Source organism: Pseudomonas sp. P5_B3 (assembly GCF_056400405.1).
On record NZ_JBFULI010000102.1, the window covers coordinates 1 to 6,593 of the forward strand.

Below are 6,593 nucleotides of genomic sequence, written 5' to 3' on the forward strand. Positions count from 1 at the left end.
GGGGAGAAGTTTGGGGATGCCGGTGGTGATCATTCGTGGTTCTCACCACCGGCAGTTTTGCTCTTAGCCGACAGATCTCAACGGGATCGTGTCATTGAGCTGCTCAAGCATCGTTTTGCAGTACCAATCATCAAACTGACACACACCAATTTCGCTGGCCACCGACAATGGGCCCGGCTCGTAAGCAGGGGAGCTGACCCCGACCTGTGCGCCTTCCACCAAGGTGCGATCCTGGTCATTGGTTGCAAGCCAAACCTTGGTCAGGCGATCGATGTCGTAGTCGACACCTTCCTGCGCGTCCTTCTTGACGATCCATTTTGTAGTGACCAACGTCTCGCCCGGACCGATGGGCAGAACGCGGAAGCTCAGCGCGTGGTCGCCCAGAAAGTGGYTCCAGGTTGATGGGTAGTTGAAATAAAGCAGCGCACCGATGTTGGCTTCACCGGTTGTGTCCAAGCGACCGGCAACCGCAGGCTTGCCATCCATTGTGTAGCTGACGGCCCCGGAAAAAAGGGGGATGCGCGTCATGCGGAAGCGACCGTCTTCGTCCATGACCAATCGGCTGGGCAGGCCCGCCGCTTCGCAGCGATCCCAGTGCTCTTTGAGTTCGAGATCCTCGTCGCCGCCGGCGCCACCCACTGATGGGTTGTCGACGAATGAGTGCATCAATTCCGGGTGAGTAAAATCGCAGTGGTAGCACTCGCGGTTGTTCTCGAAAACCAGTTTCCAGTTGCCTTTCTCGATGATGTTCGACTCAAACGCGACTTTGCAGTCGTCCAGGTTATGAGGCGCAACGAAAGGCGTCAGAGATTTTCTGAATGACGAAAAGTCAGGAGCCACATCAGCGACGCACACATAGATGTAGGTTTCGACGACCTCACAATGCACGGTTTTCAACCCATGCTGAGACTTGTCGAAATCGTCCCCCATGTTCCCGGCGAAAAGCAGCCTGCCATCCAGCTCGAAGGTCCATTTGTGGTAAGGGCACACCAGCTTGGCGACCTTGCCGCTAGCTTCCGGGCACACCTTGGAGCCGCGATGGCGGCAGGCGTTGTGGAATGCACGAATCTGTTTGTCTGCGCCACGGACGATCGCGACAGGGTAATCGCCGATTTGCAGCGACAGGTACTGACCCGACTTCTCCAGCTCAAATGTGTGCCCTGCGAAGATCCAGCTTTTGTGCCAGATCTGTTCCAGATCCTGCCTGTAAACATCTGGGTTGCTATAGAGCGCACCTGGCAGCGCATGATCAGGCTTGCGCTGCGCGATAAGATTTGAAACTGCCGATTTAGTGCTCACGGTCAACACACTCCAAAATACCAAGGGGGGCGACACGTTCAGCCTGCTCAGCGAGATGAGGCTAAACGGTCTTGAGTTCGCAGTACCGTCTGTGGACGCAAGCCATCAAACCGTGCTGCTTCTATCCGCGAACCGGAACGGTTGCCACGTCCAGGAAGCGCTTTACGAAATGTGCCTTCTTGGATGGGGGTGCCATCCGTGCACTCATTTCGTTCGAATCCTTACTAATGCAGACATTTTTTTTAATGCCGATCTTGCATCAAGAGCAATATTTCTACAGCACCTTATTCGAGCCCGGGTAAACGGCCCTAACTAACGGGACGAATGTACGAGAAGTATTCGTCGCCAATTCGTCGGTAGAATATCGCTGTTGTAAGGCTACGATGGCAACCATGCATCAACAAGAAACTTTTACTCTTATCAATGCATAAACAAATGTTATCGATTGACGTCGTGGCCTCGATTTGAAAATTACAAGCCATTGAAAACAAAGGGGTTTTAAATTTTAAGAACGAGTGAATCACCCTTCTAAAAATGTGCACGCCAGAAATACACTCTATTGACCGCCTTCTTGGCCCATGCGAGTCTGGATTCAACAGTAGCCAAAGTGCCGTAGTTGATCTCATGTTTGAGCATTGGGAACTGTCCCGTGAAAACATGGAGATTTTTATCGCGCCTCAAGGCATCAAGGCTGACGCGCTCGTTGATCTTCCACCTAACCCGCATTCGGAGCATTTATCTTGAAATTCGAAGGTATTTATACGCCAGCAGTAACTCCTTATAACTCTGATGGAGACATTGACTGGAATGTGTACTCGGAAGTTTTGGAGTCGCTGATTGAGGCGAAGGTGCACGGCATTATTATCGGCGGGTCAACAGGCGAGTATTATGCGCAGACGTCGGAAGAACGCACCGAGTTGGCGGCCTACGCGAAAGATGTGATCGGCACTCGGGTGCAACTGATCGTCAGCACCGGGGCGATTCGTACCGAAGATGCGGTTCAGTACGCCAAGGATGCCAAATCGATCAAAGCGGACGCGATTCTCGTCACGTCCCCGCCTTACGCGCTGCCAACCTCACAGGAAAACGCGATTCACGCGCTCACTATCGATCGCGCAGCGGACTTGCCGATCATGCTTTACAACTATCCGGGCCGCATGTGCGTTTCGATGGATGAAGAATACTTCACGCGTGTCAGCCAATCGAAAAACGTCGTCGCCATCAAGGAAAGCTCCGGCGACATGGGCCAGGTGCATATGCTGGCCCGGCRGTTCCCCAACATCGCCTTGTCCTGCGGATGGGACGACCAGGCCCTCGAGTTTTTTGCCTGGGGCGCCCGCAGTTGGGTGTGCGCAGGTTCCAACTTCCTGCCCAAGGAACACGTAGCGCTTTATGAAGCCTGCGTGATCGAAAAGAACTTCGACAAAGGCCGTCAAATCATGTCGGCAATGATGCCGCTGATGAATGCCCTGGACGGTGGCAAGTTCGTGCAATCGATCAAGTACGGCTGCGAAGTTGCCGGATTGAAAGTCGGTAACGTGCGCCTGCCATTGCAGCCACTTGAAGCGGACGAAAAGCAGAGTTTCGCGTCGGTCATTACTGAACTCAAACGTAACGTAGCCAACATTACTTCGGGAGCCAGCCATGGGTGATCTTCTGAGCAAGGCCGAATATGCCGCGCTGGCCAAAGACATTTCGTTGCCATCCAAGGCGTTCATCAATGGCGCGTTCAAGCCCGCGATCTCCGGCAAGACCTTCGCCACGAACAACCCGGCAACGGGTGAGTTTTTGACAGACGTCGCTGCCTGTTCGTCCGAGGATGTCGACCTTGCGGTGAGTAACGCCAAAGAGGCCTTCGAGGATGGACGCTGGAGATCGATTTCTCCCAGGGAACGCAAAGCGGTTCTGTTGAAGTTTGCAAACCTGCTTGAAAGCCATCAACACGAATTGGCCGTCCTCGAGAGCCTCGACAGCGGCAAACCGGTCAGTGAATGTCAGTTGGTCGACATCCCCGACACCATCCACACGATCCGCTGGCACGCAGAACTGATCGACAAGATTTACGACAACACCGCCCCGGTGGGCAGCGACGCGCTGACCATGGTGGTCCGGGAGCCGATCGGCGTGGTGGGCTGCGTATTGCCCTGGAACTTCCCGCTGCTGATGCTGGCCTGGAAAATCGGCCCGGCGCTCGCTGCGGGTTGTTCGGTCATCGTCAAACCTGCCGAACAAACCTCGCTGACCACGTTGCGTGTCGCTCAGCTGGCGTTTGAAGCCGGTATACCCGCTGGTGTCCTCAACATTGTGACCGGCACGGGCAAAGACGTCGGTGAGCCGATCGGTTTGCATAACGATGTCGACATGGTCAGCTTCACCGGCTCCACCGCGACCGGCCGGCGTTTCCTGCATTACGCCGCCGATTCGAACCTGAAACGTATCGTTCTCGAATGCGGCGGAAAAAATCCTGCCGTGGTGATGGACGATGCCCAAGACCTGGATCTTGTCGCTCAGCATGTCGTCAACGGCGCGTTCTGGAACATGGGCGAAAACTGCTCCGCGACGTCACGTCTGATCGTCCACGCGTCTGTTAAAGACGAGCTGCTGGAGCGCATGGGCGCCTACATCCGCGAATGGAAAATGGGCGACCCACTCGATCCGCAAAACCGCGTAGGGTCGCTGGTCAGCCCTGAGCATTTCGCAAAAGTGAAGTCGTACCTTGAGCACGCCGCGGCCGGCAAGCTTGAAGTTGTCTACGGCGGCGCGACCAAAGATGGTGCCTTTGTAGAGCCTACGGTGATTGACGGTGTCGGTCGAGACAACCGGCTGTTCCAGGAAGAGATCTTCGGCCCGATTCTTTCGGTCACCACCTTCAACACGATTTGCGAAGCCATTGCCCTGGCCAATGACACGGTGTACGGCCTGGCGGCCTCGGTATATACCGGCAGCCTGCGGCGGGCAATCAAGTTGTCGCGGGAAATTCGCGCCGGCATCGTCACCGTGAACTGCTTTGGTGAGGGTGATGCATCGACGCCATTCGGCGGCTACAAAGAGTCGGGCTTCGGTGGTCGGGACAAATCCATTTTTGCCCATGACCAGTACACCGAAATCAAAACAATCTGGATCGATGTGTCTGATCGGTCGGATGAAGAGACCGAAAAATGAGCACCCATACCATCAAGCGCCTGCCGGTAGACACCGGGGTTTCAGGTTGGGAGGCGATTTCCGCACGCACTGCGCCTGTCCGCATGCTTGATGGAAACGTGACGGCGGATTGGCTGATTATCGGTGCCGGTTTTGCCGGCCTGTCCGCCGCTCGCAGACTTTCACAGTTGCACCCGGGTGACAGCATCGTTGTGGTCGATGCTCATGAAGTCGCCAAGGGGCCGGCAGGCAGGAACTCGGGCTTCATGATCGATGTGCCGCACAGTCTGTCGTCTGGGGAATATTCCGTGGCGAGTGAGTCTGCAACGGCGCTGGAGATCACCCAAAATCGTTTTGCGATTGATTTTGCTGCGCAAGCCGCACGCGAGTACGGCATGTCCGCAGAGACCTTTGACCCTTCAGGGAAGATCAACGCTGCCGCCACTGAGCGGGGATTGAAGCTGAACGTCAATTACGCCAAATCCCTTGAGCGCATTGGCGAAAAGTTCGAGATGTTCGATGCACTGCAAATGCGTGAAATCACCGGGTCTACTTATTACCAAGGAGGGATCTATACCCCCGGCGCTGTGTTGATTCAACCCGCACAATACATCAGAGACCTGGCAGCAGGGCTGGAAGGGAAAATCACTCTCTTTGAGCGTTCTCCAGTTATCGAATTGTCGAAGCAGGGTAGCGGCTGGATCGCTCGATCTCATAACGGGACGGTGCACGCCCCCAAGGTCATTCTTGGAGTGAACGGCCACATTGAAGACTTTGGTCATTATCGGGGACGCCTGCTGCACGTCTTTACGTACGCCTCCATGACTGCAGCGTACAGTGATGATGCATTCAAGAAAGACGTGCCGGGCAAAGCCAGGTGGGCCTTGTTGCCGGCTGATCCAATGGGTGCGACTGTTCGTAAAATCTCTACAGACGGTCTCTCGCGTATCGTCATCCGGACAAAATTCACCTATGACCCGAGTATCCAGGTCACCCCAGAGCGTGTAGCGGCGGTTGCCAAAGAACAGCGACATTCTCTGGATGCACGCTTTCCCGAATTGAAATCCACTGCGTTGGAGTTCAGCTGGGCCGGCCGTCTGTGTTTGAGTCGTAACAGCGCCGCTGCATTTGGCGAGATCGAAGAAAACCTGTATTCGGCTTGCTGCGAAAATGGGTTGGGAACGGTCAAGAGCACTCTGGCAGGTGTAATGGCGGCGGAATTGGCTTCGGGTATACGTTCTGATTTTCTGGAAAGTATCAGTCACGCGCCAGGACCGAGCAGGCTCCCCCCCCAAATAATAACGAAGCTGGGCGTCAGTTCAGTCATTCGTTGGCATGAATTTTGGGCCGGGAGAGAAGGTTAACAAGTTTAAGTTGTCGGCCTTTCCTATAAAGGCTATTTAATAAGTTACTAATAAGAACGGAACAATCCATGAAGAGTATTTGGAAGGCATTCTGCGCGCTCGCGCTTGTGGGCATGATGAGTTTGCAGGCACATGCTGAAGAAAAAAACATAGTGATGGGGACTATGTCCTGGGAGGATTTGGTGCCCATTACCGGCATTACAAAGAAGGTGCTTGAGAACGCTGGGTATACCGTAAAAGTCGTGGAGTTTTCCGAGTGGGGGATCGCCTACGCTGCACTCAGCAAAGGGGATATTCAGGTATTGGCATCCCAGATTGATTACGCCGCCGCCGATTATTGGAAAAAGAACAAGAACAAAATCGAGAAGCTGTCACCAGTCTCCTTCGGTCTTTATCAGGGCTTGGCAGTACCCGGTTACGTAGACATCGACTCCATCGAACAGCTGAATGCAAACGCGGAAAAACTGGGGAACAGAATCATTGGTATCGAGCCAGGTTCGGGCTTGATGAGTGACGCGAACAACGTGGTCAAAGCGTACGACATCAAGCTCAAGCTGGTCGAAGGCAGTACTTCGGCAATGACCGCGGCTTTAAAGTCGGCAGTCGACCGAAAGGAATGGGTGGCGGTAACCGTCTGGGATCCTTCCTGGATGACCAAGAAATTTGATCTCAAATTCTTGAAAGATCCAAAAGGGGTCTTCCCGCCGTTGCAGGGTTATTACTGGATAGGACACAAAGGCTTCGCTGAAGCCAATCCGCGTGCGCGTGAACTAATGGCCAGTGTTTATG

5 protein-coding genes and 1 pseudogene are annotated in these 6,593 nt (G+C 54.3%); 5 read left to right on the top strand and 1 reads right to left on the bottom strand.

Annotated features, from left to right (window positions below):
- Positions 1-63: 63 nt before the first annotated feature.
- Positions 64-1,299, bottom strand: a complete 1,236-nt coding sequence (locus tag AC1DRN_RS29455) for an aromatic ring-hydroxylating oxygenase subunit alpha (RefSeq protein ID WP_477786896.1) — start codon at positions 1,297-1,299, stop codon at positions 64-66.
- A 603-nt stretch (positions 1,300-1,902) separates the two neighbouring features.
- On the opposite strand from AC1DRN_RS29455, the pseudogene AC1DRN_RS29460 reads away from it, so the two are divergent.
- From AC1DRN_RS29460 to AC1DRN_RS29480, 5 genes and pseudogenes are all read left to right on the top strand, one after another.
- A pseudogene (locus tag AC1DRN_RS29460) lies at positions 1,903-2,043 on the top strand (GntR family transcriptional regulator); the annotation flags it as partial.
- Positions 2,040-2,951, top strand: a complete 912-nt coding sequence (locus AC1DRN_RS29465) for a dihydrodipicolinate synthase family protein (RefSeq protein WP_477786897.1) — start codon at positions 2,040-2,042, stop codon at positions 2,949-2,951. The pseudogene AC1DRN_RS29460 and the gene AC1DRN_RS29465, both read left to right, overlap by 4 nt.
- Positions 2,944-4,461: an aldehyde dehydrogenase gene (locus AC1DRN_RS29470; protein WP_223462302.1), complete on the top strand. Its 1,518-nt coding sequence runs from the start codon at positions 2,944-2,946 to the stop codon at positions 4,459-4,461. The genes AC1DRN_RS29465 and AC1DRN_RS29470 overlap by 8 nt, the downstream gene beginning before the upstream one ends.
- Positions 4,458-5,804, top strand: coding sequence for an NAD(P)/FAD-dependent oxidoreductase (locus tag AC1DRN_RS29475; protein ID WP_457265839.1), 1,347 nt, complete (start codon positions 4,458-4,460; stop codon positions 5,802-5,804). Before AC1DRN_RS29470 ends, AC1DRN_RS29475 begins: the two co-directional genes overlap by 4 nt.
- A 68-nt stretch (positions 5,805-5,872) precedes the next feature.
- Positions 5,873-6,593 (top strand): glycine betaine ABC transporter substrate-binding protein (locus tag AC1DRN_RS29480; protein WP_477786898.1); only part of this gene is annotated, 721 nt, incomplete at its 3' end.

What these genes read in the sequence shown, in the direction of transcription:
- AC1DRN_RS29470 (WP_223462302.1), top strand. Translation starts at nt 2,944, where the DNA reads ATGGGTGATCTTCTGAGCAAGGCCGAATATGCCGCGCTGGCCAAAGAC.
- AC1DRN_RS29475 (WP_457265839.1), top strand. Translation starts at nt 4,458, where the DNA reads ATGAGCACCCATACCATCAAGCGCCTGCCGGTAGACACCGGGGTTTCA.